Source organism: Actinocrispum wychmicini (genome assembly GCF_004345645.1).
Classification (GTDB): domain Bacteria; phylum Actinomycetota; class Actinomycetes; order Mycobacteriales; family Pseudonocardiaceae; genus Kibdelosporangium; species Kibdelosporangium wychmicini.
This window is the reverse complement of record NZ_SLWS01000004.1, coordinates 548545-574258: the sequence shown is the minus strand read 5'-3', so window position 1 is coordinate 574258 and position 25714 is coordinate 548545. Positions and strand designations below refer to the sequence as shown.

Below are 25714 nucleotides of genomic sequence, written 5' to 3'. Positions count from 1 at the left end.
TATGGAATACGCGTACCGGCACCGGGTCACGTTCGACGAGACCAACCTCGTGGGCAACGTGTACTTCGCCCACTACCTGCACTGGCAGGGCCACTGCCGGGAGCACTTCCTGGCCGACCACGCCCCCGGCGCGCTGGCCGCGCTGAACTCGGGTGAGCTGGCGCTGGTCACCGTGTCCTGCACGATGAACTTCTACGCCGAGTGCTTCGCCGCCGACGTGATCGAAGTCGCGATGCGGCTGGGCAGCCATGCAGGCAACCGGATCACCATGGACTTCGACTTCGCCAAGGGCGGGACCACGATCGCCACCGGCTCCCAGACAGTGGCCTGCATGCGGCGGCGGGGCGGGCGGATGGAACCGGTCCAGCCGCCCGCCGACCTGTGCGCCGCCCTGGCCAGCTACACCAGGTGAAGCCTCAGCCCCGCTCGCGGCCGGCGTAGGAGTTGCCGCCGTACCAGTCGCCGCGCCCGGTGGGCAGCAGGTCGAGCACGTGCCACACCGGTGACAGCAGGTCGAACCCGCCCTCGGCGTTGTCCATGAAGTTGGCCCGCTGGGTGTAGAAGTGCCGGACCTGGTCGCCTTCCCTGCGGTACACGCTGACCATCGGCAGCTGGTCGCCCGCCTCGGTCTCGGCGCCCATGTCCGCGTTGAAGGCGGTGCCGTGGCTGGACAGCATCCGCAGGCCGTCCCAGCCGCGGCGGTTCGCCCAGGTGCGGACCGCCGGCAACGGCGCCTTCGCGACAACCGCGAGCGCCATGTGGCGCGTCAGGTGCCGGGAGACGCCGTGCAACCCGTCGATCCACAGTGAACACATCGGGCACGCCTCCTGTTCACCAGGGGCGAGCATCATGTGGTAGACGAACAGCGTGTCGTGCTCGCCGAACACGTCCACCAGCCGGACCTTGGCCACCGGCTCGGTCAGCCCGAGATCCCGGGGGCCCTCGTCGAACACGTAGTCCGCCAGTACCGGGCCGGGTGGCATGTCCCGGCGGAGCGCGGCCAGCCTGGCGACCTCCGCGTGCAGGGCGTGCTCCGCCTTGTCCAGCTCGATCCTCGCCGCGGCGTACTCCTCGCTGGCTCCCGTCGGCCAGATCCGTGCTGACATCTCGCCATCATGCACAGCACTGTCATCCACGGTCGCTCCTCACATTGGCGATCATCCTCGGTAATTGTATCGACACTGTCGGTGATCACTCAGGTGGGTGGAAGCACTGCTCGAACCGGTCCAGGAACCGTTGCGGGTAAAGGAAGACCTTCTGCGCCGGGTACGGCCGCCGGGCCGGGGGCAGCCGGCCGGCGTGCGGACCGAAGAAGAACCAGCAGATCTGGCCGACCTGCTCGGTGAACAGCACCGGCCAGACCTCTCTCGGGTACAACCGCATGTGGCCGTAGGTGGCGGTGAACTCACCGCGCGGGCCGAAGCTCGCACCCAGCGCGACATGGCCGAAGACGTCGTGGACTACGCGCAGAATATCGTTGTGACACAACGGTTCTCCGTCGACGACGACACCCGATGCGGCGCGCATGGGATGATCGTCCGGCGGGCCGGCCGGACCGTGCCCGGTCCGGGAGAGGTAGACCCACAGCGTGCCGGTGCGGGCCACGCGCTCGATCAGCGTGGCCGAGTCCCGGTACGGCTGTCCGGGCCGGCGCCACGGCCGGATCTCAATGCCCGCCGCGCACACCGCCCGGTATTGCCGCAGGTCTTCACGTTGCAGGGCGCGGTACAACGCCGCTGTCCCGGCGCCCGCGGAATGGGGCGCGCGGTCGTAGAACCGGGCCACTGCCCGGCAGAAGTCCTCGTCGAGCCGTGGCCGCACCGGCAGGTACCGCGTTGGCCGGCCGGGAAACCGGGCGCCCAGATACTGCTCCGCCACCGCTCGCAGGTCGGTCACCGCCATCGCGCCCCCGGGGAATCGCGTCGACGGTCAGATTACCATCAGTTTCTGAAGTTAGACCTAGTGCAGACCGAGCATCCGGGTGCAGCGGCGGATGGCGTCGGCCGGGCCCTCGATCTTGATCTGCCCGGCCGCCAGGGCGTCGAACGCGGTGAGCATCCCGGCGCCGATCTGGATGAACGTGTCCGGGTCGCTGGTGACGACGACCGCGGCGGGCCCGCCGGCATCGTCGCCGCCTGCGGGGCCTGGGACGAACGACACCGCCCCACCCTGTACCACCACTCGGAACCGTTCGTCGCCCACCTGGAACTCGTAGGTCTCGTCGACCTCGGGCAGCCGGTCGGTGTCCACCATCGCCTGGACCGCGATGATGCCCCACTCGGGGCGGATCTCGTCGGCCTGGAGGTCCTGCACGGACAGGAACTGCATCCCCCAGCGGGCCAGGCCGAGCACCGGGCCGCGCAGTTGCTGGCCCAGCTCGGTGAGCCGGTACAGCTTGGCCCGGCCGTCCCCGGCGACCGCCAGTTGTTCGACGAGGTCGTGCTCGGCCAGCATCTTGAGCCGCTCGGTCAGCAGGTTGGGGCCGACCCCGGGCAGGTTGTCCAGCAGCTCGTTGAACCGCAGCGGGCTCACCAGCAGCTCGCGGACCAGCAGCAGGGTCCAGCGTTCGCCGATGATGTTCAGCCCCGCGGCGAGGCCGCAGAACTGCCCGTAGTCGCGCTTGCCGGCCATCCAGTTCCTTATCGAGTCACGAACCGGTAATACGTTCCGATAGTAACATCAACTACCACTCGAAGGTAGTAAGTGCTAGCCCGTTGGAGGGATTGGGCGACCACTGGCGAGCAGAGGCCTACCAGCGAGAACGCTAACTGTTATGGTAGCTTTCTCTGTCGAGTGACCAATGGTCGTGGAGGTGCTGCCGTGCCCTCGCCCGACGCTCCCGAACTGGCTCCCGGCGGACTGCCGGTGATCGGCCACGCGATGCGGATGCGGCGCGACCCCAAGGGGTTCCTGCTGTCGCTGCAGGACGGTGACCCGGTCGTCCGGATCCGGCTGGGCGGGCAGACCGTCTACGTGATCAACGACCCGGAGCTGATCCGGACCGCCCTGCGCGACCCGGCGACCTTCGGCAAGGGCGGGCCGATCACCGCGCGGTTCCGGGCGATGTTCGGCAACGGGCTGGGCATCTCCGACGGCGACCTGCACCGCGAGCAGCGGGCGCTCATGCAGCCCGCCTTCCACCACACCCGGATCGTCGGCTACGCCGCGCTGATGACCAAGGAAGTGGCCGCCCGGCTGGAGACCTGGCGCGACGGCGAGCGGCTGGCCGTCGACCGGGAGATGGCCGACCTGGCCATGGCCAACCTGACCCGGGCGATGTTCTCCGCCGGGACCGCGCTCGGCACCCCGCTGGACTTCGACCGGTTCCGCGCGGCGACCGCGACCGTGCTGAACGGACTGTACCGGCGGGTGATGGACCCGACCGGCCTGCTGGCCCGGCTGCCGACCCCGGGCAACGCCCGCTACCGGCGGGCGGAGGCGTTCCTCCGGCGAACCATCGACCGGCTGATCGCCGACTACCGCGCCGACGGCCGCGACCACGGCGACCTGTTGTCGATGATGCTGCCCGCGATGAGTGACCGGCAGCTGCACGACGAGGTCATGACGATCCTGATCGCGGGCGCGGAAAGCATCGCCAACACGCTCGCGTGGGCCTGCCACGAGGTCGCCGCGCACCCGGCGGTGCAGCGGCGCCTGTTCGAGGAGGCCGACGCGGCGCTGGCCGGACGCGCGGCCGAGTACCGGGATGTGGCCACGCTGGAGTACACCCGGCGGGTGGTCGCCGAGACCCTGCGGTACCGCACGCAGGGCTGGGCGCTGAGCCGCACCACCACCAGGGCGACGGTGGTCGGCGGCCGACGTATCCCGGCGGGCGCAGCGATCATGTACAGCCCGCACGCACTGAACCACAATCCCCGTCTGCACAAGGATCCGGACCGGTTCGACCCGGACCGCTGGGCGCCGGACAACGCCGGGAACATCCCCCGCGGGGCCTACATCCCGTTCGGCACCGGGAACCACACGTGCATCGGGGAACCGTTCGCGCTGACCGAGATGACCCTCACGCTGGCGTCGATCGCGGCGCGCTGGCGGCTGGAACCGGCACCGGGCCGGGGGCCACGGCCGAAGGTCGCGCTGACCATGCCGGTCGACGCGCTCCCGATGATCCCCCGGCGACGGTTCCGTCCGGCTGATCAGGCGTCCGATGGTTTGCGGCAGGAGACCACGAGATAGCCGATCTTCGCCTGGCACAGCCGGAACACCATGGTGATGCCTTGTTCGAACATCGCGATCCGTTCCTCGCCGTACACCGACGCCAGCGTCTGGCGCTGCTCGGCGAGCGCGGCGAAGAACTCGTCGTAGGTGCGGCGCACGTTGTCGCTGAGATCGGCGCCGGAGAGGATCTCGAAGCCCGCCGCAGTCGCCATGTTGACGACCGGGGTGAGGCCCGCCGGCGGGTCGTGGATGGTGTTGCCGTGCAGGATCGCCTGCTCGTCCGGGGTGAGCGGGGCCAGCCTCGGGTACTCGGTGAACACGAACCGGCCGCCGGGCCGCAGCACCCGGTGGATCTCGGCGAGCCAGAGCGCCTTGTCCTCGGCGCTGGGCAACGAGTCGAACGCGATGGCCGCGTCGAAGGAGTCGGCCGGGAACGGCTGGGCGCCCGCGTCACCCCATCGCACCGTCACCCGGCCACGCAGCCCCGCGGCGATCACCCGGCGCTCCGCCTCCGCCACCTGCCAGGCGCTCACCGTGATCCCGGTGACGGACACCCCGTACTGCTGGGCGAGCCGGATGGCGGGTTCGCCGACACCCGCTCCGACGTCGAGCAGCCGCTGCCCTCGCCGCAGCTCCAGCCGGTCCCCCACTTCGGCGGTCAGCCGGTGCATCGCCGCCAGGAACGGCGTCCTGTCCGCCTCGGAGTCCCAGTACCCCACGTGCAGGTTCCCGCCGACCAGCTCCACCAGCTCGCCGATGTCGTCGTAGTACTCGCCGACCTGCTCGGCGACCCGACTCGAACGTTCCGCCATGGCACCCTCACAAGACGATTATCACTTTCGACAGATATAGCATTGTCGCGTCGTCTTGGCACACGCAAGCATCTCATGATACTTTTCTGAAGTTATCACTGCGTAGTCAAGCGGTGACGGAGGTCCGAGAGGTGCCAGCGCGTCCGGCCGAGGCCGAAATCCGCCGTACCCTGCCGTTGCCCGGCACGTACCCATGTGGACTGACATGGGACCACGCCACCCTGTGGCACTCCGACCAGCTCGCCGGCGAGATCTACGCGATCGACCCGTTGACCGGCACAGTGTCGCGCACTCTGCGTTGTCCGACCGTACGAGCCGACCTCGCCTTCGACGGCGAGTGGCTCTGCCAGGTCGGCATGCGCCCGAAGCGGCTGGTACTCGTCGACCGGCGAACCGGCGAACAAGCCGGGCTGCGGCAGGTGCTGCCCGCCAACGGCCGGCTCACCGGAATCGAACTGGGCCCGGACGGGATGTGGATGTGCCTGCGCGGTCCCACCGTGCTGCAACTGCGGGACTACCCGGCCATGACCCTGCTCCGGGAGCATCCGGTGGCCGGCTCCGAGCCGTCCGGCCTGACCTGGGCCGACGGCATGGTCCTGCACGCCGACCTCGTCGAGCGCCGGATCCGCGCGACGGACCCGGCCACCGGTACCGAACTCGGCTCCGTGGACGTGCCCGGCAACCCGACCGGGATGACCTGGGACGGTACCCACGTCTGGTACTGCGACTTCCCCGGACGGCGGATCTGCGCGCTGCGCCTCGACGACATCCTCGGCCGGTGAGTCAGACCATGGGATGGCGCGACAGTTCGTGGGACGAGATCCGCGGCATGTTCGCCCTCGCCCCGGACGCGGTGCATCTCAACACCGGCACCGTCGGCGCGATGCCGCACGACGTGCTCGACACGGCCGACCGGGTGACCCGCGAGTGGACCGGCGGGCTGATGGACGTCTACCCGCCGGGGATGTACCCCGGGTACCGCGGCACGATCGCGCAGGCCTTCGGGGTCGACCAGGACGAGATCGTCATCTGCCACAACGCCACCGAGGGCATGGCCCGGGTGATCCACGGGCTCGACCTGCGCGCGGGCGACGAGGTGCTCACCACGACGCACGAGTGCTACTCGGTGCTGTCGAACTTCAACCTGCTCCGCAACCGGCACGGTGTCGTTCTGACCACCGTCACCCTCCCCACCGGGTACGACGTGCGCGCGGAGGAGATCGTCGCGTTGTTCGAGGCGGCGATCACGCCACGGACCAAGGTGCTCGCGTTCGCCGGGATCACCTTGTTCACCGGCACCTTGCTGCCGATCCGGGCGCTGTGTGAACTGGCCCAACGCAACGGCCTGACGACGGTGATCGACGGCGCGCTGGTCGCGGGCATGCTGGACTGCGACTTCCGGGCGCTCGGCGCCGACTTCATCACCTGTTCCGGGTCGAAGTACCAGTGCGGCCCGCTCGGCACCGGCCTGCTGTACGTCCGCAACAAGGTCCACCCCGAGCACAATCCGTTGCCGCTGCCCGAGTTCTGGCCGATCATCTCCACCTGGTACCCGATGAAGGGCGCTCCCCCGCCGCGGACCACGACGGCCGTGGCGAGCTGCAACATGGGCGACTACCTGCAGAGCGCGGGTAGCGCGAGCATCGCCCGCGGTGCCGCGCTGGCCCGTGCCTGCGAGCTGTGGGACGAGATCGGCCGGGACCGGATCGAGCAACGGATCTTCGACCTGGCCCGGCACGCCCGCGACCGGATCGCCGAGCGGTTCGGGGTGGCCGCGATGTACTCGCCGGGCGCGGACCCCCGGCTACGGTCCCCGCTGATCGCCTTCCACCCGTTCCGCGATCCGCGGGACGCGTGGAACGTCAAGAAGGTCGGCGCGTTCGTCGCCCGGCTGGAGGCCGAGCACCGGATCTGGGCCCGGTGGACCGAGTTCGACGTGGCCGGCTCGCCGCACCAGCACTACGCCGCCCGGCTGTGCACGCACATCTTCAACACGCACGCGGAGATCGACCACGCGGTCGACGTGATGGGACAGCTGGCCGACGACATGTCCTGACCACAGGAGACAACGGATGAACCAGCCCCGCTGTGGCGGCCGCCTGCGCCTGCGCGGAGACCAGGAGTTGCCCGAGCCGGTCGCCGCCCACCGGCACCCGATGGCCGCGGTCACCCGGCTGTGTGCCCGGCAGCTGTTCACCTATCGGGGTGATGCCGTGCCCGGCAGCTGGCAGGCGGTGGCGCCCGTGCCGGACCTGGCCGTCGCCGTGCCGTCGATCTACAACGCCGGTGTCGGCGCCAGTTACACGTCGTACGTGATCCACCTGCGGCCGGACGTGTACTGGGACACCGATCCGGTCCGCGCGGTCACCGCGCACGACGTTGTCCGCGGGGTGAAGCGGATGTGCACGCCGTTCTGCCGGCCGACCGCCCTGCCGTACTTCACCAGCACCATCCGAGGGCTGGCCGAGTATCTGGCGGGCCACCCCGCCACCCCGGCCGACCTCGCCGAGTACGCGAACTCGCACGAGATCTCCGGGGTGTTCGCCCTGGACGACCAGACGCTGGTGGTGGAACTGCTCCGGCCCGCCCTGGACCTGGTCGACATCCTCGCGCAGCCCTGCGCCTCCCCGGTCCCCGCCGAGTACGACGCCTTCCTCCCCGACAGCGCCGAGGCGCGGCGGAACCAGCGGAGCACCGGACCGTACCGGCCGGTCATCCGGACGGGTGCGCTCGTGCTGGAACACAACCCCGCCTGGCGTGCCGAGTCCGACCCGATCCGCAAGCGGTACGTCGACTCGATCACGGTCAGCCGGGACGGCGACGTGGACCTGGAGTTGCTCCCGTCCACCAGGGCAACCGGACACCCGGGTCTGGGCCTGGACCCCTACCTGGCCCTCAACACCCGAGGTCCGGGACCGTTGCGCGCCAAGAAAACCCGCCGCGCGGTGGCGAACGCGATCAACCGGGACGCTCGGACGATCGTGCCGCCCGGCAACGACGGGCACCAGCAACCCCCGGCCCCTGCGGACCCGGCCCCGCTGACGGAAGCCGGGATCACGCTGACCGTGGTGCACCCGCCGTCCGGTGCGGCCGCCGCGCAGGCGATCGCCGCCGACCTGGCGAAGATCGACATCACCGTCCACTTCAGACCCCTGGCGGACGACGTGTACGCCCGGGTGCTGACCGACCGCGCCATGGCCGAGGCCGGCGAATGGGACGTGCTGGTCGGTGCCTGGTATCCGGACTGGTCGCACGGCAACGGCCGGGCCTTCCTGCTGCCGCTGTGCCATTCGGGCAGCGTGACCAACCCCGGCGGACACACCGACCCCCGGGTGGACGACCTGATCGACGAGGCGATGGCCAGCCCGGACGAGCCCGGCCGGGCGGGCATCGCCCTGCGGGAGGCCGAACGCCGGGTGCTCGCCGATGCCGCAGTGGTGCCGGTTTCGTTCCGGCCACCGCGCGTTCCAGCGCCGCGTCACGACGGCGTCCACGGTGTCGGCGTGCTCAGCGCGCTCGGCGGCTTGGTGGACCTGTCCGCGGTATGGCTCAGCCCCACTCCCGAACGCGAGAGCCTGGAGGTCCGGACATGACCGACCGTCCCCGCCGTGGCGGTGTCCTTCGGCTCTACGGCCCCGGCAGCATGGACCACGTCGACCCGGCGAGCTCGTTCTTCATGCTGTCCGGCCAGATCATCCGGCTGTTCACCCGGCAGCTGTTCGCCTATCCGCCGATCCGCGGGCTGCGGGACTGGCGCGACCTCACCCCGGTCGCCGACGTCGCCACCGAGATCCCGACCGTGGCCAACGGCGGGGTGAGCGCGGACCGGCTGACCTACACCGTCCGGCTGCGGCCCGGCGTCCGCTGGGACACCACCCCGGAACGCGCGGTGACCGCGCCGGACTTCGTCCGTGGATTCAAACGAATGTGCAATCCGGTTCTCCGCAGCGGCGCGATCCACTATTTCACGAGCACCATCACCGGAATGGCGGAGTTCTGCGACGCCTATACCGCCGCGGCCGGAGATGATCCGACACCGGACGATCTCGCCCGCTTCCAGAACACTCATGATATCTCCGGCCTGACCGCGATCGACGATCAGATCCTACGCTTCCGTCTTATTCGCCCGGCTACGGACTTCATCCACATTCTGGCCACCGCGTTCACCTCGCCGGCGCCGATCGAATACGACGCCTACCTGCCGGACAGCGCCGAGTTCCGGCGCGGTGTGCGGTCCTGCGGGCCCTATCGGCTCACCGCGTACGCGCACGGCGAGATGCTGCACATGGAACCGAATCCAAGCTGGCGCAAGGAATCCGATCCGGTCCGCTGCCAGCATCTGGACGGTGTGCACGTCACGATGGACCGGACGGCGACGCCGCAGGACGTCCGGCGGCGGATCCTCGGCGGCGAGGCCGACCTGTCCTGGGCGTCTCCGGTCACCGAGCCGTACGACGTCAACCCGGCCGACCCGGCGGACAACCTCGGCTACGCGGTCAACCCGTACCTGGTGTTCAACATGGTCAGCCCGAACGCGGCCGGCGCGGTCACCAAGCTGAAGGTGCGCCAGGCGATCAGTTTCGCGGTCGACAAGGCCGCCATGATCGGGATCTTCGACAACCTCAGCGCGGGCACGGTGATGTGGCCCGCGCACACCGCGATCCCGCCGGGCAACTACGGCTACCGCGACTACGACCTCTATCCCAGTGCGGGCGACCGTGGCGACCCCGACCGGGCCCGCGCCCTGCTGATCGACGCGGGCTACGGCGACGGGCTGACGCTGACCGTGGTGCACCGGGACATGGACGCCAACCCGGAGGTCGCCCGGCAGTTGGAGGTCGACCTCGGCAAGATCGGGATCCGGCTGCGTCTCGTCGGCCTCGGGCACGCCGAACACTACCCGCTCCTGCACGACCCGGCGAACGCGCGCGCGGGCACGTGGGACATCGCGGTCGCGGCGTGGACGCCGGACTGGTTCGGCGACAACGGCCGGGCGTTCCTGCAACCGATGTTCCAGACCAACGCGACGCACGGCACCGGGAACTACGGCTGTTACAGCAATCCGGAGGTGGACCGGCTGATCAGCGAGGCGCTGTCGTGCACCGACCCGGACGCGGCGGGGGCCGCGTGGCACCAGGTGGACCTGCGGATCATGCGGGACGCGGCCATCGTGCCCGTCCTTGTACACGCTCCCACGATCCCGCACTTGCGCGGGTCCCGCGTGCGCAACGCGATCGCGATGCCCACTGTGGATCGTTGGTTCGATCTGGCGAACCTGTGGCTGGCCGAGTGAGTGAGTCTATGTTTCGGACACGCCGAATTACTGTGCCCGCAATGGACACAGTGGGTGGTCCCGGGGTGGGTCTGTCCGGGTGACAGTTGTGCCTGAATTGAGGACTTGCCGCAACTTCTTTCTGCGGTAGCATCAATTAGTCAGGGAGGCGACGCACAGCACCGCCGCACACCTCGATCATCGGTCACGGCACTGGACGACCCGGTCGACGCCATTGTCGATGTTTTCGACACCTTTCTCCGGTTTCGAGTGTGATGGGTTTCCGTGAGTGATGATCGATGAATTGACATGCGTTCCCTCTGATCAGTGCACACCCGGACAGGACTGGAGCGGCGACCCTTGACCAGCACGCGGTTCGACCCGGCCCGATTCAAGGCCACCCAGCGCGCGAACTGGAACGCGATGAGCGCGGGCTGGCTCACCTGGCGGGAGAAGTTCGAGCGGGGTGGCACCCCGGTCAGCGAGCGGCTGCTGGAACTCGGCGAGGTCCGGCCAGGCCACCGGGTGCTGGACGTGGGCACCGGGATCGGCGAGCCCGCGGTGCTCCTGGCGAACACGGTCGGGGAACACGGTCGGGTGACGGCGCTCGACCTGTCCGAGGAGATGGTCGAGATCGCCAGGGCCCGGTCGGCGGCGCTCGGCAACGTCGACGTCCTGCGGGGCGATCTGGAGTCCCTGGACCTGCCGGCCGGCGCCTTCGACGCCCTGATCAGCCGGTGGGGCCTGATGTTCGCGGTGGACCACCGGGCGGCGTTCGCCGAAGCGGCCAGGGTGCTGGTGCCGGGCGGCAGGCTGGCCGCCTCGGTGTGGGGGCCGCCGGAGACCGCGCCGATGATCTCCCGCGGGTTCCGGGTCCTCGCCGAACGGCTGGAACTGCCCCAGCCACCGCCCGAGGAGCCCAGCCCGTACAGCATGTCGGACCCGGCACAGGTCGAGCGCGAGCTGCGCGCGGCCGGGTTCGCCGAGGTGTCGGTGACCGGGTTCGACGCGCCGTTCTGGCTCACCGGCACCGACGAGTACGTCGAGTTCTACCGCACGTGCTCGCCGCCGGGCCTGCTCACCATGATCGAGAAACGGTTCGGCAGCAAGGACGATCCCGACACCTGGGCCGCGATCGCGGCGTCGGTGGAGCCGTACCGCCGCCCCGACGGCCGGATCGACCTGCCTTCCCGCACCCTGCTCGTCCGCGCCGTCACCCCGTTGAGCTGATCATGTCCAGCGGCTTCTCCACGGCGGCACCGATCCTGTTGGACGGTGCGGTCGCCACGGAGCTGCAACGGGCCGGGGTGCCGGTCCACGCTCCATGGTGGACCACCGCCGCGCTGCGCACCGTCAAGGGGCGCGAGGTGCTGCGCTCGGTGCACGCCGCCCATCTGCGCGCCGGCGCGCAGGTGATCACCGCGAACACCTTCCGCTGCCACGGCCGGGCTCTTCGGCCCCTCGGTGCCGACCCGGCGGCGCTGGTCCGTACCGCGGTCGGCTTGGCCCGGGATGCCTGTGCCGACACCGGAATCCAGGCACTCGTGGCGGGTTCCGTCGCGCCGGTGGCCGACTGCTACCGCCCCGACCTGGTCCCGCCGGACGCCGAACTGCGAGCCGAACACGGCGCGCTCGCCGCGGACCTCGTCCGCTCGGGCGTCGACCTCGTCCTGGTGGAAACCATGAACACCGTGCGGGAGGCCAGAATCGCGTTGGCGGCGGTGCTCGACGCGGGTGCCCGCGGCTGGGTCTCCTTCGTCTGCGGGCCGGACGGCCGGCTGCTGTCCGGCGAGCGGTTGCGGATCGCCGCGCGTACCATCGAACGGGACGGCGCGGACACCGTCCTGGTCAACTGCACATCGCCCACGGACACCACCCGGTGCCTGGCCGAACTGCGGTCCGGATGCGCCGGCCGGATCGGCGCCTACCCCAACATCGAGGACCGGTCGGGGGTCGACGGCCACGTCGACTCCCACCTGCCGGCCGAACTGTCCCCTGTGGACTTCGCGAACCTGCTGGCCCGGTGGCGGGCCGAGTTCGGCCCGGACGTCCTCGGCGGGTGCTGCGGCACCTCGCCGGACCACCTGCGAGCCGCCGCCGCCCGCCTGCGCATGGAGGTCGTGGCATGACCAGCCAGAAACAACGGAACCTCGCGGCGATGTTCGAGATCTTCGACGTCGACGCGGACGGCCACATCACCGCGGCGGACTTCGCAGCGCACGCCGACAACACGTGCGGCGCACTGCGACTGCCCGCCGGATCGCCGCACTGGCGCACCATCCACACGGCACTCGACGCCTGGTGGCACCACCTGCGGCGACACAGTGCGGATATCAACAGTTCGGACATCAACAGCGCGGACGTCACCGGCCGGATACCGGCGGCCGACTGCGTCACGATCATGGAGACGCGGCTGGTCGACGACGACACCTTCTTCGACTCGACGGTCGGCCCGATCGCCGAGACGGTCTTCCACGTGCTGGACACCGACGGCGACGCCGTGATCTCCACGGCCGAGTACGTGGCGATCTACCTCGCCTCCGGGCTCAGCGAACAGATCGCGCTGGACGCGTTCGCCCGGATCGACACCGACGGCGACGGCCGCATCGACATCGGCGAGTTCGTCGCCGTGGTCCGGGACGCGTTCACGTCCGACGACCCCGACTCGCCCGGAGCTTGGTTCTTCGGCACACCCCCAGGCTGACGGCAGGCAACGATTGGAGAGACAAATGCCCACCCAACTACAAAAACGCAAGTACGAGAAGGCATTCGACCGCTTCGACGTGAACCGCGACGGAGTCCTGCAGGAGAACGACATCACCGCGATGGCCAAGATCTGGTGCGAGACGTTCAAAGTGGGACCGGCGTCCGGTGACGCGGCCCGGATCAACGACCTGGCCACCAAGCTGTGGGCGGACATCACGGCCGCGACCGACACCGACCAGAGCGGCACGGTCAGCAAGTCGGAGTGGAACGCCGCCATGGAGAAACCGGACTTCGTCGACCGGGTGGCACTGCCGTTCGCGCTGGCCGTCTTCGACGTGGCCGACCGGGACAAGAGCGGCACGCTGTCGGTGCACGAGATGATCGCCGGGCAGAGCCGGGCCGGGATCACCGAGGACGAGACCCGCCGGATGTTCGAGGCGCTGGACACCGATCACGACGGTACGGTGAGCCGGGACGAGTACGCCGCGGCGATCCGGGAGTTCTACCTCAGCGACGACCCGAACGCGGTCGGCAACCTGATGGTTGGCGACCTGCCCTGAGTGGTCCTGAGCTGTCCTGAGCTGTCCTGAATGGACACCTCCGCCCCGGATGGCGCTCTTGTGGCCGGGGCGGAGGTCCGCGCCGGGTGGTCAGCTCGTCCTGGTTCCCGTGGTGATCAGGGTTTCGCCGGTCATCACCACCGGGCCGGTTGGGAAGGCCGACCTGAGCTCGCGGATGGCGTCCGCCCGGATGGCGTCCCGCAGCCGCGGGCTGATCGACCGGAGCAGCAGGATGAACGGCCCGGCGCTCTGTTCGCACACGTCCCAGTACTCCTCGGCGCTGCCCGCCCGGACGATCGGGTGGTCGGCGATCTCCGTCGTCACGTCGGTGAAGCCGGCGGCGTGGTAGAGCCCTTCCAGGTCGGCGGGGTCGGACAGGGACACGGTGCCCGGCACCTCCGGGTCCGGGTCGGGGATCAGGGCGGGCATGTCGATGTGCCGGGCGACGACGTCCTCTAGCAGACGCAGGGAGGTGCAGCGCTGTGGCGACCCGACGGTCATCGCCACCAACCGTCCACCCGGCTTCAACGCCTCGTGCACCGCCCGCACCGCGCGGCCGGGCTCGACCATGTACTGCAGTCCCGCCCGGCAGGTCGCCGCGTCGAAGCCCGCCGCGGGCAGGTCGAACTCGTACTCCGTCGGGATGGTCCGGAACTCCACATTGGTCACCGCGTGCGCGGCAGCCCACCTCCGCGCGCCGGCGACCATGGCTTCGGCGATGTCCAGGCCCAGCACGAATCCCGTGGGGCCGACGGCATCGGCGAGGTCGAACGCTGGAACACCGACACCGCAGGCGAGATCGAGCACCCGCCCGCCGGGCGCCGGGCGCGCCAGCTGGATCATCCGCCGCACGCTGGGCACGCCGGCGTCGGCGAAGCTGGATCGGTACTTCACCCACCCGACAGCGGAAAGCTGCCATTCCTCCCGTTTGTCCGCACGAAGCGTGGCCACGCTCATTCGCTTCCTCCATGGGGGTTTCCTTGTACGCTACGGAAAGTACCTCCTCGCGGCATCAGGTGACAGGTCCGGCGGCGAGAGAGGAACGGATGTCCAGCAGACGCGAGTACGGACCGGGGTGCGGCCTCGCCGTCGGCCTAGACGTGATCGGCGAGCGGTGGACCCTGCTCGTGGTAAGGGAGTTGCTCATCGGCCCGGCGCGGTTCACCGCGCTGCTGGCGAACATGCCGGGCATCGGCCCGAACCTGCTCGCCGACCGGCTGCGGATGCTGGCCGGGCACGGTGTGCTCGAACGGGTCCCGATGCCCGGCGGCGACCGGGCGATGTGCTACCAGCTCACCGAGCTCGGCGAACAGCTCAGGCATCCGCTGCTGGCACTGGCCCGGTGGGGGATGGGGTTTCTGCGGGAGGACGACCGCGGCGGCGTGATCCGCCCGGAGTGGGGCTTTCTCGCGGTGCAGTCGATGGTCAGCCGGGACGCGGTGCCGGATGTGGACGACACGTACGAGTTCCGTGTGGACAGTCAGACCTTCGTCATCGAGGTCCGCGACGGCGCGGTGCGGTTCAGTCGGGCGCCCGCGGCCGCCCCGGACATCACCGTGGACTGTGACGCGGACACGTTCATCCGGGTCGGCGCCCGGATGCTCGCCCCCGGCGAGGCGGTCGCCACGGGCAAGGTCCGGATCACCGGTGACCCGCCGGCCGCGCGGCGGTGCATCCGGATGCTCGGCTTGGACTGGTAGGGCACTCCCCAAAAAAGCTTCACTAGAATATAGTGAGCTTGCCGATCCACCCCCATCCGGCGCGGCTGTCGAGGGAGTGCGAATGTTCGAGAGGTTCACCGACCGCGCGAGGCGGGTGGTTGTCCTGGCCCAGGAAGAGGCCCGGATGCTCAACCACAACTACATCGGCACCGAGCACATCCTCCTGGGCTTGATCCACGAGGGTGAGGGTGTCGCGGCGAAGGCGCTCGAGTCGCTGGGGATCGCGTTGGAGGGCGTGCGGCAGCAGGTCGAGGAGATTATCGGCCAGGGTCAGCACGCGCCGAGTGGGCATATCCCCTTCACGCCTCGGGCGAAGAAGGTGTTGGAGCTGTCGCTGCGGGAGGCGTTGCAGCTTGGGCACAACTACATCGGCACGGAGCACATCCTGCTCGGGTTGATCCGGGAGGGTGAGGGTGTGGCCGCGCAGGTGCTGGTCAAACTCGGCGCTGATTTGAACCGGGTCCGCCAGCAGGTACTACAGCTCCTGTCGGGGTATCAGGGTAAGCCGGAGGCTGAGCCGGGCGCTCGGGGTGAGGGCACGCCGTCCTCGTCGCTGGTGTTGGACCAGTTCGGCCGCAACCTCACGGCCAGTGCCCGGGAGGGCAAGCTGGATCCGGTGATCGGTCGCTCGAAGGAGATCGAGCGGGTGATGCAGGTGCTGTCGCGGCGCACGAAGAACAACCCGGTGTTGATCGGTGAGCCCGGGGTGGGCAAGACCGCGGTGGTTGAGGGTTTGGCGCAGATGGTGGTCAAGGGCGAGGTGCCCGAGACGTTGAAGGACAAACAGCTGTACACCCTGGACCTGGGTTCTCTGGTCGCCGGGTCGCGGTATCGGGGTGATTTCGAGGAGCGCCTGAAGAAGGTGCTCAAGGAGATCCGGACCCGCGGGGACATCATCCTGTTCATCGACGAGATCCACACGCTGGTGGGTGCGGGGGCGGCGGAGGGTGCGATCGACGCGGCGTCGATTTTGAAGCCGATGTTGGCGCGGGGTGAGTTGCAGACCATCGGGGCGACCACGTTGGAGGAGTACCGCAAGTACGTGGAGAAGGATCCCGCGTTGGAGCGGCGGTTCCAACCGATCCAGGTGGGTGAGCCGAACCTGGAACACACCATCGAGATCCTCAAGGGCCTGCGGGACCGCTACGAGGCCCACCACCGGGTCTCCATCACCGACGGCGCCCTGGTGCAGGCGGCGACGTTGGCGGATCGGTATATCAATGACCGGTTCCTGCCGGACAAGGCGATCGACCTGATTGATGAGGCGGGGGCGCGGATGCGGATCCGGCGGATGACCGCGCCGCCGGATTTGCGGGAGTTTGACGAGAAGATCGCGGATGTGCGTCGGGAGAAGGAGTCGGCGATCGACGCGCAGGACTTCGAGCGGGCGGCGAAGTTGCGGGATCAGGAGAAGCAGCTGCTGGGGCAGAAGTCCGAGCGGGAGAAGCAGTGGAAGGACGGCGACCTGGATGTGGTCGCCGAGGTGGACGAGGAGCAGATCGCCGAGGTGCTGGCGCACTGGACCGGGATCCCGGTGTTCAAGCTGACCGAGGAGGAGACCACCCGGCTGTTGCGGATGGAGGACGAGGTCCACAAGCGGATCATCGGCCAGGAGGAGGCGGTCAAGGCCGTCTCCAAGGCGATCCGCCGGACCCGCGCCGGGTTGAAGGACCCGAAGCGCCCGTCCGGGTCGTTCATCTTCGCCGGCCCGTCCGGGGTGGGCAAGACCGAACTGTCCAAAGCCCTCGCCAACTTCCTGTTCGGTGAGGACGACGCCCTGATCCAGATCGACATGGGCGAGTTCCACGACCGGTACACCGCGTCCCGACTGTTCGGTGCCCCACCCGGGTACGTCGGCTACGAAGAGGGCGGCCAGCTGACCGAGAAGGTGCGGCGTAAGCCGTTCTCGGTGGTGCTGTTCGACGAGATCGAGAAGGCCCACCAGGAGGTCTACAACACCCTCCTGCAGGTCCTGGAAGACGGCCGGTTGACTGATGGTCAGGGCCGGACGGTGGACTTCAAGAACACGGTGATCATTTTCACGTCGAACCTGGGTACCCAGGACATCTCCAAGGCGGTGTCGTTGGGGTTCGCCGGTGGTGGTGAGCAGTCGAACAACTATGACCGGATGAAGCAGAAGGTCCTGGATGAGCTGAAGAAGCATTTCCGGCCGGAGTTCCTCAACCGGATCGATGACATCGTGGTGTTCCACCAGCTGACCCGCGAGGAGATCATCAAGATGGTGGATTTGATGATCACCAGGGTGGAGGGTCAGCTGCGCAACAAGGACATGGCGTTGGAGTTGACCGACAAGGCGAAGGCCCTGTTGGCGCAGCGTGGGTTCGACCCGGTGTTGGGTGCCCGGCCGTTGCGGCGCACGATCCAGCGGGAGATCGAGGACCAGCTCTCGGAGAAGATCCTGTTCGGCGAGGTCGAACCCGGCCAGATCGTGCTCTGCGACGTGGAAGGCTGGGAAGGCGAAGGCACCGCCGACGACAGTGCCGCCAACGACAGGGCCCACTTCGTCTTCCGCGGCGAACCGAAACCCGCGGTGGCACTGACCCGGTGACGACGCGGAGGGAACGCCATGAGTGAACGCCCGCTGCTGCTCCTGGTCGGCATCGGGTACGAGCCGCACCGCGGGTACCTGCTCCGGTCCATCGCACAGACCACCGACGTGTGGCTGCTCGACCACGAGCCGGTGACGTGGGAAGCCCCTTACGTCATCGGCGGGACGGCCGTCGACATCCGGGACGGCGCGGCTTTGCTTGCCGCGGCCGAGGATGTCGCCCGCAGCCGGCACGTCGACGGCGTGTTGTGCTGGGACGAGCTGAAGATGGCGAACACCGCGCGGGTCGCGCAACGGCTCGGCCTGCCGGGCGTGTCCCCGGACGTGATCGACCGCTGCCGGGACAAGCATCGCACCCGGACCCTGCTGGCCGCCGCCGGTGTGCCGCAGCCCCGCTCGATCCTCGTCGGCTCCCCCGCCGCGGCGGGGGAAGCGGCGGACCGGATCGGCTACCCGGTCGTGTTGAAGCCGCGGGCGTTGGGGGCGAGCATGGGCGTGACCCTGGTCGGGCGCCCGGACGAACTGCCGGCCGCGTACGACCACACCCGGGCCCAACACGTCGACCAGGCGCGGTACTACGACGCCGGTGTGCTCGTCGAGCAGTACGCCGACGGCCCCGAGTACAGTGTGGACTCCGCTGTCGTCGACGGCGTTGTGACGCCGTTGTTCTTGGCCCGCAAGACAAGTGGCTTCCCGCCGTACTTCGAGGAGGTCGGTCACGTCGTGGCCGGGGCCGACCCGCTGCTGGCCGATCCCGAGCTGCGGCGTCACCTGGCCATGGCGCACGAGGCGCTGGGTTTCGACTCCGGGATGACCCACATCGAACTGCGTCGCACACCGACGGGCTGGTCGGTGATCGAGGTGAACTGCCGTCTCGGCGGCGACCTGATCCCGTTCCTCGGCCTGGAAGCCACCGGCGTCGACGCCGGCCAGATCGCGGCGGCGGTCGCGTGTGGACGCACCCCACGGCTGACCGGCGACCCCGACCGGGCCGTGGCCGCCGTCCGGTTCTTCTATCCCGACACCGCCATCGTGGTCGGCGAGGTGCGGATCGACAAGTCGATGCTGCCACCGGGCACAGTCCTCGCCGCGCCGTTGGCGGAGCCGGGTACCGAGGTGGCGCCGCCTCCCGTCGGCCACGTGTGGGGCCGCTACGCGATGGTCGTCGTGCGCGGGACCTCGATCGGGGAATGCCAGGCCCGGCTGGCCACCGCGGCGGCCGCCGTGTCGCTCCGCCCCCGTTGACTATTACTTGAAAAACATATAGCGTCATCGGCGATGGGTACCGCGCGCGGCGCCGCTCACCGTGATCCACCCCAGTCGAACTCCTCACTGGAGGCCAAAAGTGGAACGGGAAACCTACGAGTCGCTGAACCTCGCCCCCAAGCCGCTCCGCCCGCACATCCTGGCCGCCGCCACCATCGTCTACGGCGACGACTACTACAGCGGCAAACGCGAGACGATCAACCTGTCCGGCTTCGTCCAGATGAACAAGTGGCCGATGCCCGGCTTCGAGCACCGAGTGGACGAGAAGGGCCGCGCGGAGTTCGACACGGAGCTGATCAGCGCGCCGGAAGTCGGTATCAAAGGTTACAGCTACGAGCTCGACGACCGCATCCAGATCCTGTCCAACCCGTTGCTGCCCAACACCGGCCACGTGCGCCAGGTCGCGCCGGGACAGAACTTCCCGGCCGAGTTCCACATCCAGCGCTTCGGCATCCTGGAGACCAGCACCCTGCGGCTGGTGCACCGCAACGTCATCGACATCTACGGCGTGGTGGACGCCATCCCGCCGTTCAAGAAGCCGCTGTCCGGTGGCTACCTCGGCGTGCCGCGCGGCGACCACCCGATGGAGCTGGTGCCCGCCCCGAACGTCGTGCGCGGAACCACCTTGCCCGAGGCGTGGTACCCGTCGACCGACGACAACCGCCCGATCGGCATCACCCCGACCGTCTTCTTCGCGTCCAGCCCGGCGGCGTGCATGTCCATGCTGGTCGACCCGACCATGATCATCCAGACGTCCACCGAGGCCGCCTTGACGCTGGAGGTGGCCGGCCGGACGGTCCGGGTCGACCTGGCGGGCGACCACACGTTGGCCGCGGGCATGGAGGTCCTGCTGTTCGGGCCGGAGAAGCACGAGGAAGGTGTGGGTGTGCTCGCGCAGCTCGCCCGGATGGCGATCGTCGGCCAGTGCCCGGAACTGGGCGGCCGGGTCATGCTGCGGGCCAGCTGGCCCAAGCCGTCCGGCGGGAACCTCGGCGACGGCACCGAGGAGACGCTGTCCCGCGTCCGGTTCCCCGGCGAGCTGCACTTCGACGCCGAGTTCGAACTCGTCACGCCGCACGGAGTGCTCTACGCGACCAACCCGGTGCACGTCTCCGGCCAGCTGAAGGACATCCAGCCGGACGGCACGAACCTCACCATGTCCGGCCAGGGCACCGCGCTGGTGACCGCGGCCGACGAGCCGAAGGCCCGGATCACCGGCCTCACCGTGGCGATGCGTGAGTCCATTGTGGGCGAACACGCCACCGTCAACGTGTGACACGGCACGAGCCGGCCGCCTCTTCCGGGTCCGCCACCGCGGGCCCGGAAGAGGCCAGTGTCCCGCGCCGGAACGCTAGAGGAGTACCCGGAGTCGATTGTGGACAGTCGGACACTCGTGACGCACCAGGCGATGCTCGCCGACCGCACCCGGCTGCACGCCTACGACCAAGCGCTCGCGCACGCGGTGCGGCCAGGTGACGTCGTGCTCGATGTGGGTGCCGGGCTGCTGGTGCTGAGTGTGATGGCGCTCCGGCACGGCGCCGCGCACGTCTACGCCGTGGAGGGTGACCCGGTCACCGCCGCGATGGCCGCACGGATCGCCGACGACAACGGCCTGAGCGGGAAGATCACGGTGATCGAGGGAGACGCGCGAACAGTCGCCCTGCCGCGAAAAGCGGACGTGATCGTGGCCGAACTGATGGGGAACATCGGGCCGGAGGAGCAGATGCCGGAGATCCTCGCCGAGGTCGCCCGGCGGGCGCTGAGCCCCGGTGGGCGAATCATGCCGAGCCGGCTGACCACGACGCTGACCGCGATCGAGTTCGCGGACGAGGGCTGGGGAGTGTGGAGCGGGGACTCGTTGGGCTACCGGCTGGACGTCGTGCAGGACCACGTTGAGCCAGTCGCCCATCTGCATTTCTTCCAACGGATGCCGAGGCTCCTCAGCAAGCCGGTGTCCATTGGGGACAGTGTGCTCGGGTCGTCGGCGCGCGGTGTCACGGACTCCTCGAAACGGCTGCGCGTGTGCCGGGCGGGCACTCTGCACGCGGTGATGGGTTCGTTCACCGCGACCCTGGCACCGGGCGTCACGCTGGCGAACTTCCCGTCCTACCCGGGATGCAACTGGGGAGTCTGGATCTGGCCGCTGCGCCACACCCCCGTCGTCGAGGGTGACGCGCTGCGGGTGCGGGTGGTCGTGCCGGACAACGTGCGCGTGGCCACTGACTGGCGCCTGGAATGCGGGATCAGCCGACGGGAGGGCCGCTCGTGACCATCCTGGCCGGAATCGTCCGCGACCTGCCGGTACGCGCGCTGGACCTGTGCGGGCTGACGTGGACCGGGGAGTTCCTGTGGTTCTCGGAGGCGTTCAGCGGGCTGATCCGCGCGATCGACTCGCGCACCGGCGAACTCGCCGACGAGGTCGCCTGCCCGGCGATCCGGGCCGATCTGACCACACTTGACGGGCACCTGCTCCAAGTGGTCGGCGACGGACGCGACCTGGTGCTGCTCGACCCGCAGGACGGACGGCAGGTGGGCGGCTTCGCCAACCCGCACCCCGGGCACGTCCTCGCCGGGATCGAGGCGTGCCGGGACGGCCTGTGGCTCGGCTACAGCGACCTGCGCGTGCTCGAACTGCGCGACCCCCACAATCTAGAGCTGCTGGACTTCGTGCCGATCCGTCGCCCGGTCGCCGGTGTCACCGTGTCCGACGGCTTCGTCGTCTACTCCGATCCCCGCGGCGCGATGATCACCCTGGTCGACCCGCGTGAGCGGCGGGAACTCGTCGCCGTCCGGGTGTGGGGCAACCCGACCGGGCTGACCTGGGACGGCAGCCTGATCTGGTACTGCGACGACGCCACGCTGCAGTTGCGTGCCGTGGAACTGCCCGGTTTCCAGTGAGGTCCGAGATGCGAGACACCGGCCGCGCCTTGCGGATCATCGGAGTGACCGTGGTGATGCTGCTGCCCGTCGTGGTCACGGGTGCGGTGACGGCGCTGGTTCGCGGCCGGCAGGCGGCGAGGGCGCATGTCTACCGGCGGGTCGGCCGGTGGCTGATGGCGCTCGGCCCCGCGTTCGTCAAAGCGGGACAGGTGCTGGGGACGCGGCGCGACGTGCTGCCGCCCGCGCTGTGCACGGAACTGGAGGTGTTGCAGGACTCGGTGACGCCGCTCGACCCGGAGCGCAGCCGGGCGATGCTCGGCGCGGTCTACGGCCCTGGCCTGGACGCCTTGTTCCCGGAAATCGATTACCGGCCGGTGGCGGGCGGCAGCGTCGCCTGCGTGTACCGGGCCACCGATCAACTGGGACGGCTGGTGGCGCTGAAGGTCCAGCGGCCGGAGATCCGCCCGGTGCTGGAGACCGACCTGCGGATCATGCTGCGTGGCGCCCGGCTGGCCGCGCGGCTGCCGATGCTGCGTGGGGTGCCGGTCACCGAGGTGGTCGGCGCGATCTGCGACGCGGTCCTCGCGCAGCTCGACTTCCCCCGGGAGGCGGCGAACCTCGTCCGGTTGCGGAGCGAGCTGGGTGTCATCCGACGGGTGTGGGTGCCGGAGGTCTACCCGGAGCTGTGCCGTCCGCTGTGCGTGGCCATGGAGTTCGTCCCGGATCTCGACGTGCGTACCGCACAACGATGCCCGGTCGCACTCCGGCGGCAGTTCGCGCGGTCCGGGCTGGCGGCGATCTACCAGATGCTGTTCGTGAGCGGATTCGTGCACTGTGACCTGCATCCGGGCAACCTGTACTTCACCAGGGGCGGCGAGGTGGTGGTGCTCGACGCGGGGTTCAGTGTCCAGCTGACCGACCGGCTGCGGCGGCTGTTCGCGGAGTTCTTCCTGAACATGGCGGTCGGCCGCGGCGAAAGGTGCGCACGGATCGTGGTGGAGAGTTCGTCGGGGTTGCGGCCGGACGCCGACCTGGCCGGTTTCCTGCCGCGGATGGCCGCGCTCGTGGTGCGCAACCACGGCCTGCCCGCCAAGGACTTCAGCCTGATGGCGTTCGCGACCGAGATGTTCGACCTGCAGCGCCGCTTCGGCGTGCACGCCGCGCCGGAACTGATCTTCCCGTTGCTGTCGCTGCTGGTGATCGAGGGCACGATCCGGGACCTCGACCCCGGGATCGACTTCCAGGAGACGGCCAAACCCGTGCTGAACAAAGGACTGTTCGGCGTACGGCGTTCCGGTTGAGAGGAGACCGCTGATGCGGCGTGGCGGGATACTCACCATGGTCGGCGCCGGCGACGTCGACAACCTCGACCCGTCGGTGGCCGTGCACACCGTCACCCGGGGGATCCTGCGCGCGTGCACCCGCCAACTCGTCACCTACCGGGCCGGCCGGGATCAGCGCACCGCGGGCGACGTGGTGGCGGACATGGCCACCGAGGTGCCGACGTACGCGAACGGCAGGCTCGACCGGAGCGGCCAGGAGTACGTGTTCACCATCAAGGAAGGCGTCCGGTGGGACACGTTCCGCCAGGTCACGGCGGCCGACCTGGCCAGGGGCCTGAAGCGGCTGGCGCACCCGTCGGCGCCAGGGCCGGCGCTGACCTACTTCACGAGCACCATCCGTGGCCTTGCCCGGTTCCGGGACGAGCTGGACCAGGCCAAGGACGTCGCGGAGATGATCGAGACCGGTACGGTGGAGGGCATCCAGGTGCTCGACGAGCGCACCATCGCGCTGCGCACAACCGGGCCCGCGGTGGACTTCCTCAACATCCTGGCCCTGCCGAGCGCCAGCCCAGCCCCTGTGGAGTACGCCGGGCTCGTGCCGGGCAGCCGGGACGTCACCGGGCGGCTCAGGTCCAACGGGCCGTACCGGGTGGAGAACCACCTGCCCGGCAAGGAGATCCTGCTGGGCCGCAACCCGGCGTGGGATCCGGCGACCGACGACGTCCGCGCCGCCAACATCGACGGCGTGTCAGTCCGCATAGGACTGTCCGAAAGAGACGCTTTTGACCTCGTCGACCGTGGCGACGCGGACATGCTTTGGGACATCCAGCCGATCACCGCCGAACTGCCCCGACTGTTGGCCGATCCCCGTCTGGAGATCCATCCGGCCGGGTTGCTGAGCCCGTACCTGGTGGTGAACATGCTCAGCCCCAACGAGAATCGGGCCACTGGCAAGCTCGGTGTCCGCCAGGCGGTGTCCGCGGGACTTGATCGCGCCGCGGTGTCCGAGGTGTGGGGCGGCGCCCGGCTCAACGACCTGACCTGGCGGATCCTGCCGCCGCTGTGCTCGGCGTACATGCCGCACTCCCCTGTGCCCGACGGCCGGCCGGCGGGAGACCCGGATCTGGCGCGGCGCCTGCTGGCCGACGCGGGCTATCCGGACGGGCTGACCCTGCGGATGGTGCACCGGGACCGGGACATCCACCCCGAGTCGGTGCGTGCGATCGGTGCCGCGCTGTCCCGCGCGGGCATCCGGCTGATGCCCGTACCCGTCCCGATCACCGAGCTGTTCAGCACCTACTTCGCGTCCACGGAACCCGCCGCGCGCGGTGACTGGGACCTGGCGTTCACCGGCTGGGAACCCGACTGGTACGGCGAAAACGCCCGCACCTACCTACAACCGCTTTTCCAGAGCGCCCAAGGCGGCTGGAACCTGGGTTTCTACGCCAGCGAAATGGTGGACCGGCTGCTCGCCGCGGGCCGTGCCGCCACAGACCGGGAAACGGCCCACACCGCCTATCGCGCAGTGGAGGCGGAGGTCCTGCGCGACATGGCTGTGATCCCCGTGCTGTTCGCACACCAGTACTGGTTCCACTCGCCCAGGGTCCGCGGCTGGGAGCCCTATCCGGTGCTCAACGGCGACCTCACGAACCTGTGGCTGGCGCCGTGACCATCGCCCGCAGATGCCCGGCTGTCGTGCCGCAACAGCCACCCACCAGTTCGAGGCAGTAGTCGGTACGCCATCGGACACAGGCACGTGCCAAGTCGTCAGCGGCATCCGGGCGCGCTCCCAACGGGCCGTCGTACCGTTCGCGGACCGCCTGGAGCACGGCGTCGATCCGTTCGACCGTCGCACAGCTCACCGAGACGAGGTCAGCACCGCATTCCCGCACCGCACACACAGCGTCCACAACGGACTCGTCGGTCTCCGGGCAACGCAGGCTCACCCACGCCGGCAGGCCCGCGTTGGTCGCGAGGTCCACCACGACGGCGGCCTCCGTGACCGACGACATGGACTCGGCGTGCACCACGTCCACCCCACACCGAGCCAGTTCGGTGACCAGCCAGCCGTGCTCGGCACGCAGCCGCTCCCGGTCCTGGTGTCCCAGCGGCCCGACCGCCCCGGCGACCATCACCCCGGGTCGCGCTCCTGCCGCCGCCCGCGCCACCCCCACCGCGGCGTGCACCATCCACGCCGTGCCAGAGCCGGGAGCCAACCCCAACCCCAGCAGTTCCTCCCGCGAACACCGGTACGTCGCCGCGGTGAGCACATCCGCCCCCGCGTCGAGGTGTGCCTGGTGGATCGACCGCACCACCGCCCGCCCACGCCCGGCCATCAGCGCCCGGTTGGTCCACCACGGCGCGTCCACCGCGTGGCCCACCGACCGCAACTCCGTGGCCACACTCCCGTCCAGCAGCACGCGACACCTCCCCGGCAGCCTGACGAGATTACCATATGTTTGTTAAGTG

At 69.4% G+C, this 25714-nt stretch carries 23 protein-coding genes and 1 pseudogene; 18 read left to right on the top strand and 6 right to left on the bottom strand.

What is annotated here, in order from left to right; all coding sequences use genetic code 11:
- The first annotated feature begins 1 nt into the window (after position 1).
- Positions 2–412, top strand: coding sequence for an acyl-CoA thioesterase (locus tag EV192_RS20670; protein ID WP_132117722.1), 411 nt, complete (start codon positions 2–4; stop codon positions 410–412).
- Positions 413–416: 4 nt separating this feature from the next.
- On the opposite strand, the gene EV192_RS20665 is transcribed toward EV192_RS20670, so the two are convergent.
- The 3 genes from EV192_RS20665 to EV192_RS20655 form a co-directional block, all read right to left on the bottom strand.
- The gene (locus EV192_RS20665; protein ID WP_132117720.1) at positions 417–1106 is read right to left on the bottom strand and encodes a DUF899 family protein; all 690 of its coding nucleotides are present in this window, start codon (positions 1104–1106) and stop codon (positions 417–419) included.
- An 85-nt stretch (positions 1107–1191) separates the two neighbouring features.
- On the bottom strand, positions 1192–1896 hold the full coding sequence (locus EV192_RS20660; protein WP_207926155.1) for a crotonobetainyl-CoA--carnitine CoA-transferase: 705 nt from the start codon (positions 1894–1896) through the stop codon (positions 1192–1194).
- Between the two features lie 63 nt (positions 1897–1959).
- Positions 1960–2631, bottom strand: a complete 672-nt coding sequence (locus EV192_RS20655; protein WP_132117718.1) for a winged helix-turn-helix transcriptional regulator — start codon at positions 2629–2631, stop codon at positions 1960–1962.
- 189 nt (positions 2632–2820) lie between these two features.
- On the opposite strand from EV192_RS20655, the gene EV192_RS20650 reads away from it, so the two are divergent.
- Positions 2821–4194: a cytochrome P450 gene (locus EV192_RS20650; RefSeq protein WP_207926154.1), complete on the top strand. Its 1374-nt coding sequence runs from the start codon at positions 2821–2823 to the stop codon at positions 4192–4194.
- Here EV192_RS20650 and EV192_RS20645 read toward each other — a convergent pair.
- A complete protein-coding gene (locus tag EV192_RS20645; protein ID WP_132117716.1) occupies positions 4155–4988 on the bottom strand; it encodes a class I SAM-dependent methyltransferase in 834 nt (277 codons plus the stop codon). The genes EV192_RS20650 and EV192_RS20645 overlap by 40 nt on opposite strands.
- A 131-nt stretch (positions 4989–5119) precedes the next feature.
- Between EV192_RS20645 and EV192_RS20640 the strand changes: the two genes are divergently transcribed.
- From EV192_RS20640 to EV192_RS20605, 8 genes are all read left to right on the top strand, one after another.
- The gene (locus EV192_RS20640; RefSeq protein ID WP_132117714.1) at positions 5120–5770 is read left to right on the top strand and encodes an NHL repeat-containing protein; all 651 of its coding nucleotides are present in this window, start codon (positions 5120–5122) and stop codon (positions 5768–5770) included.
- Complete coding sequence (locus EV192_RS20635; RefSeq protein ID WP_243726961.1) at positions 5767–7044, top strand: aminotransferase class V-fold PLP-dependent enzyme; 1278 nt, start codon at positions 5767–5769, stop codon at positions 7042–7044. The genes EV192_RS20640 and EV192_RS20635 overlap by 4 nt, the downstream gene beginning before the upstream one ends.
- 16 nt (positions 7045–7060) lie before the next feature.
- The gene (locus tag EV192_RS20630) at positions 7061–8581 is read left to right on the top strand and encodes an ABC transporter substrate-binding protein (protein WP_132117712.1); all 1521 of its coding nucleotides are present in this window, start codon (positions 7061–7063) and stop codon (positions 8579–8581) included.
- Complete coding sequence (locus EV192_RS20625; RefSeq protein ID WP_132117710.1) at positions 8578–10281, top strand: ABC transporter substrate-binding protein; 1704 nt, start codon at positions 8578–8580, stop codon at positions 10279–10281. Before EV192_RS20630 ends, EV192_RS20625 begins: the two co-directional genes overlap by 4 nt.
- Positions 10282–10620: 339 nt before the next feature.
- Positions 10621–11490, top strand: a complete 870-nt coding sequence (locus tag EV192_RS20620) for a class I SAM-dependent methyltransferase (protein ID WP_132117708.1) — start codon at positions 10621–10623, stop codon at positions 11488–11490.
- Between the two features lie 2 nt (positions 11491–11492).
- On the top strand, positions 11493–12389 hold the full coding sequence (locus tag EV192_RS20615; RefSeq protein WP_132117706.1) for a homocysteine S-methyltransferase family protein: 897 nt from the start codon (positions 11493–11495) through the stop codon (positions 12387–12389).
- On the top strand, positions 12386–12964 hold the full coding sequence (locus tag EV192_RS20610) for an EF-hand domain-containing protein (RefSeq protein WP_132117704.1): 579 nt from the start codon (positions 12386–12388) through the stop codon (positions 12962–12964). Before EV192_RS20615 ends, EV192_RS20610 begins: the two co-directional genes overlap by 4 nt.
- A gap of 25 nt (positions 12965–12989) precedes the next feature.
- Complete coding sequence (locus tag EV192_RS20605) at positions 12990–13526, top strand: EF-hand domain-containing protein (protein WP_132117702.1); 537 nt, start codon at positions 12990–12992, stop codon at positions 13524–13526.
- A 90-nt stretch (positions 13527–13616) separates the two neighbouring features.
- Here EV192_RS20605 and EV192_RS20600 read toward each other — a convergent pair whose 3' ends face one another.
- A complete protein-coding gene (locus EV192_RS20600; RefSeq protein WP_132117700.1) occupies positions 13617–14483 on the bottom strand; it encodes a class I SAM-dependent methyltransferase in 867 nt (288 codons plus the stop codon).
- Positions 14484–14572: 89 nt separating this feature from the next.
- Between EV192_RS20600 and EV192_RS20595 the strand changes: the two genes are divergently transcribed.
- The 8 genes and pseudogenes from EV192_RS20595 to EV192_RS20560 all read left to right on the top strand — a co-directional run bounded on the left by EV192_RS20595 (position 14573) and on the right by EV192_RS20560 (position 24914).
- Complete coding sequence (locus EV192_RS20595) at positions 14573–15226, top strand: winged helix-turn-helix transcriptional regulator (RefSeq protein WP_132117698.1); 654 nt, start codon at positions 14573–14575, stop codon at positions 15224–15226.
- Positions 15227–15308: 82 nt separating this feature from the next.
- A pseudogene (locus tag EV192_RS20590) lies at positions 15309–17795 on the top strand (ATP-dependent Clp protease ATP-binding subunit); the annotation flags it as partial.
- Positions 17796–17834: 39 nt separating this feature from the next.
- Entirely contained in the window at positions 17835–19061 is a 1227-nt protein-coding gene (locus EV192_RS20585; protein WP_132117694.1) for an ATP-grasp domain-containing protein, read from the top strand.
- Between the two features lie 100 nt (positions 19062–19161).
- Positions 19162–20358, top strand: a complete 1197-nt coding sequence (locus tag EV192_RS20580) for a DUF6004 family protein (RefSeq protein ID WP_132117692.1) — start codon at positions 19162–19164, stop codon at positions 20356–20358.
- A gap of 99 nt (positions 20359–20457) precedes the next feature.
- Entirely contained in the window at positions 20458–21351 is an 894-nt protein-coding gene (locus EV192_RS20575) for a class I SAM-dependent methyltransferase (RefSeq protein WP_132117690.1), read from the top strand.
- The gene (locus EV192_RS20570; RefSeq protein WP_207926153.1) at positions 21348–21980 is read left to right on the top strand and encodes an NHL repeat-containing protein; all 633 of its coding nucleotides are present in this window, start codon (positions 21348–21350) and stop codon (positions 21978–21980) included. Before EV192_RS20575 ends, EV192_RS20570 begins: the two co-directional genes overlap by 4 nt.
- Before the next feature lie 8 nt (positions 21981–21988).
- Positions 21989–23263 carry an ABC1 kinase family protein gene (locus EV192_RS20565; RefSeq protein WP_132117686.1) on the top strand — a complete coding sequence of 425 codons (1275 nt, stop codon included), beginning with the start codon at positions 21989–21991 and terminating at the stop codon, positions 23261–23263.
- A gap of 13 nt (positions 23264–23276) precedes the next feature.
- Positions 23277–24914 carry an ABC transporter substrate-binding protein gene (locus tag EV192_RS20560; protein ID WP_132117684.1) on the top strand — a complete coding sequence of 546 codons (1638 nt, stop codon included), beginning with the start codon at positions 23277–23279 and terminating at the stop codon, positions 24912–24914.
- On the opposite strand, the gene EV192_RS20555 is transcribed toward EV192_RS20560, so the two are convergent.
- Positions 24889–25665 (bottom strand): homocysteine S-methyltransferase family protein, encoded by a 777-nt coding sequence (locus tag EV192_RS20555; protein WP_165960515.1) that lies wholly within the window; start codon positions 25663–25665, stop codon positions 24889–24891. The genes EV192_RS20560 and EV192_RS20555 overlap by 26 nt on opposite strands.
- Positions 25666–25714: the final 49 nt, after the last annotated feature.

What these genes read in the sequence shown, in the direction of transcription:
- EV192_RS20655 (WP_132117718.1), bottom strand. Translation starts at nt 2,631, where the DNA reads ATGGCCGGCAAGCGCGACTACGGGCAGTTCTGCGGCCTCGCCGCGGGG.
- EV192_RS20565 (WP_132117686.1), top strand. Translation starts at nt 21,989, where the DNA reads ATGCGAGACACCGGCCGCGCCTTGCGGATCATCGGAGTGACCGTGGTG.
- EV192_RS20615 (WP_132117706.1), top strand. Translation starts at nt 11,493, where the DNA reads ATGTCCAGCGGCTTCTCCACGGCGGCACCGATCCTGTTGGACGGTGCG.
- EV192_RS20625 (WP_132117710.1), top strand. Translation starts at nt 8,578, where the DNA reads ATGACCGACCGTCCCCGCCGTGGCGGTGTCCTTCGGCTCTACGGCCCC.
- EV192_RS20665 (WP_132117720.1), bottom strand. Translation starts at nt 1,106, where the DNA reads ATGTCAGCACGGATCTGGCCGACGGGAGCCAGCGAGGAGTACGCCGCG.
- EV192_RS20605 (WP_132117702.1), top strand. Translation starts at nt 12,990, where the DNA reads ATGCCCACCCAACTACAAAAACGCAAGTACGAGAAGGCATTCGACCGC.
- EV192_RS20630 (WP_132117712.1), top strand. Translation starts at nt 7,061, where the DNA reads ATGAACCAGCCCCGCTGTGGCGGCCGCCTGCGCCTGCGCGGAGACCAG.
- EV192_RS20595 (WP_132117698.1), top strand. Translation starts at nt 14,573, where the DNA reads ATGTCCAGCAGACGCGAGTACGGACCGGGGTGCGGCCTCGCCGTCGGC.
- EV192_RS20585 (WP_132117694.1), top strand. Translation starts at nt 17,835, where the DNA reads ATGAGTGAACGCCCGCTGCTGCTCCTGGTCGGCATCGGGTACGAGCCG.
- EV192_RS20610 (WP_132117704.1), top strand. Translation starts at nt 12,386, where the DNA reads ATGACCAGCCAGAAACAACGGAACCTCGCGGCGATGTTCGAGATCTTC.
- EV192_RS20560 (WP_132117684.1), top strand. Translation starts at nt 23,277, where the DNA reads ATGCGGCGTGGCGGGATACTCACCATGGTCGGCGCCGGCGACGTCGAC.
- EV192_RS20670 (WP_132117722.1), top strand. Translation starts at nt 2, where the DNA reads ATGGAATACGCGTACCGGCACCGGGTCACGTTCGACGAGACCAACCTC.
- EV192_RS20645 (WP_132117716.1), bottom strand. Translation starts at nt 4,988, where the DNA reads ATGGCGGAACGTTCGAGTCGGGTCGCCGAGCAGGTCGGCGAGTACTAC.
- EV192_RS20600 (WP_132117700.1), bottom strand. Translation starts at nt 14,483, where the DNA reads ATGAGCGTGGCCACGCTTCGTGCGGACAAACGGGAGGAATGGCAGCTT.